General features: G+C 38.6%; 1 protein-coding gene and 1 pseudogene. Both read right to left on the minus strand.

Translation table 11 applies throughout. The annotated features are described in order from the left end of the window. Positions 1 to 465: pseudogene (locus K737_RS11655) on the minus strand (transposase); the annotation flags it as partial. Between the two features lie 198 nt (positions 466 to 663). Further along, positions 664 to 1463, minus strand: an 800-nt coding sequence (locus tag K737_RS09775; RefSeq protein WP_006304525.1) for a hypothetical protein, incomplete at its 5' end; no start/stop codon positions are given.

A 1463-nucleotide genomic window follows, 5' to 3' on the forward strand; every position in this document is an offset into this window, starting at 1 on the left:
GCCGCCCCTTTCATCAGCATCATACGATTTATCGGCAAGCACTCCATCAGCCTTCACGAAGCCATCAACGCATCTGCGCCTTCTGAATCATAGGGCCGATCTTTTGTCAACTGAAAAGCGATGGGATTTCTGGTGAGATTGCCTTGGGCGTCACAGATTGCATGAATCTTCGTACTCAGATGGCCTGGTTCTCGTTTTTTTTAGTTCCAGCGCTGTGTTAGTGGGCGCGCACAATCGTGGAATCGATCATCGCGTACTCGTTTTGGCGTCTTTTGCCAGCACCTCAAAGACTCTTTTCCTTACTTCCTTTTGGCTCTAGCGGGCATGGAAGCTATCGCTAAATCTCTCTGGCAGATCTTTCCACAGAATTCCTGCACGGTAACGGCATAAAACAGCCTCCATAAACAGGAGATTGTCTTTTGCTGTAACGCCCATATCTCCCGATTTTCCGAATAAAAGATCTTTTTTCTATCCATCCCACTGATCCCCTTCAACGCATAACGTTTCATTGAATAAAAATTTCTTTTGGATTTTCTATTAAATTCTCAAAAAACAACTCAATTGAGGACGGGCCCTAATGAAAGGTTAAAAATTTTAAGTTTAATAAAAAAAAGACACCACAAAGTGGCGTCTTTTCAAGCTACAGACCTCTAAAAGCTTCTTTTACTTCTGTTGTTCTGCAATACTTTCGGAATGGCGACGCGAAGCGCTTATTGGAAATTCAAATTGTAGCACTTCTGATTTTGCTATTGCATCGTAAACCCCCACTTCTAAGCCGTATAAACACCGTCCAAGTGGCACTTGGATGCCTAAAGGCATAGACAAAGGAGACCCCTCACCTTGTGTTACCGCATCTTCGTAAAAACAGATAAGATTAAAATAAGGGTTATTTGTATCTTCTAAATCTACTACATTTTTACTAGATTTTTCTTCGACCGCACTCATGAATTCACTTATCGTTTTTTCATACGATTTGAAAAAAATACTCATGTTTGCATCGGTATGTACGTTATTTTTTAAATCCCAAAAATAATTTGCAATTTTTTCAAACGATGCTGCGCGAACCTGTTCGAATACTTCTTTTTCTTGAGAAGTTTTTCCATCATTTGCTGCAAAAACATTAGGATAAAGTGTGTTGAATTCTGGAATAGTATTAAAGTCTATTGCCATTTTATCCAATAATACGTAGAAATTTTGCCCAGATGAATTGTCTTTTTTGTCTTGAAATAAAAGATATTTTTGTGAAGCTTCACCAAATTCTTTTAATATAACTTTTTTAAATGCGTATTCTTCTGAACGATCGTGAACCGTGCTTAAGAGCGCTAAATGGAAGTCATTTCCAAGCTGCGCACCATGCCATCCCCTACCTCTTTGCAAATAATCAATGCCTAATAAAATATTTTGCTTTCTTTGATCATCTAATTTGGAAGAATCTATAGCTGCATGCAGTTTTTCAATTTCTT

The organism is Holospora undulata HU1, assembly GCF_000388175.3.
In the GTDB taxonomy this organism is placed as follows: domain Bacteria; phylum Pseudomonadota; class Alphaproteobacteria; order Holosporales; family Holosporaceae; genus Holospora; species Holospora undulata_A.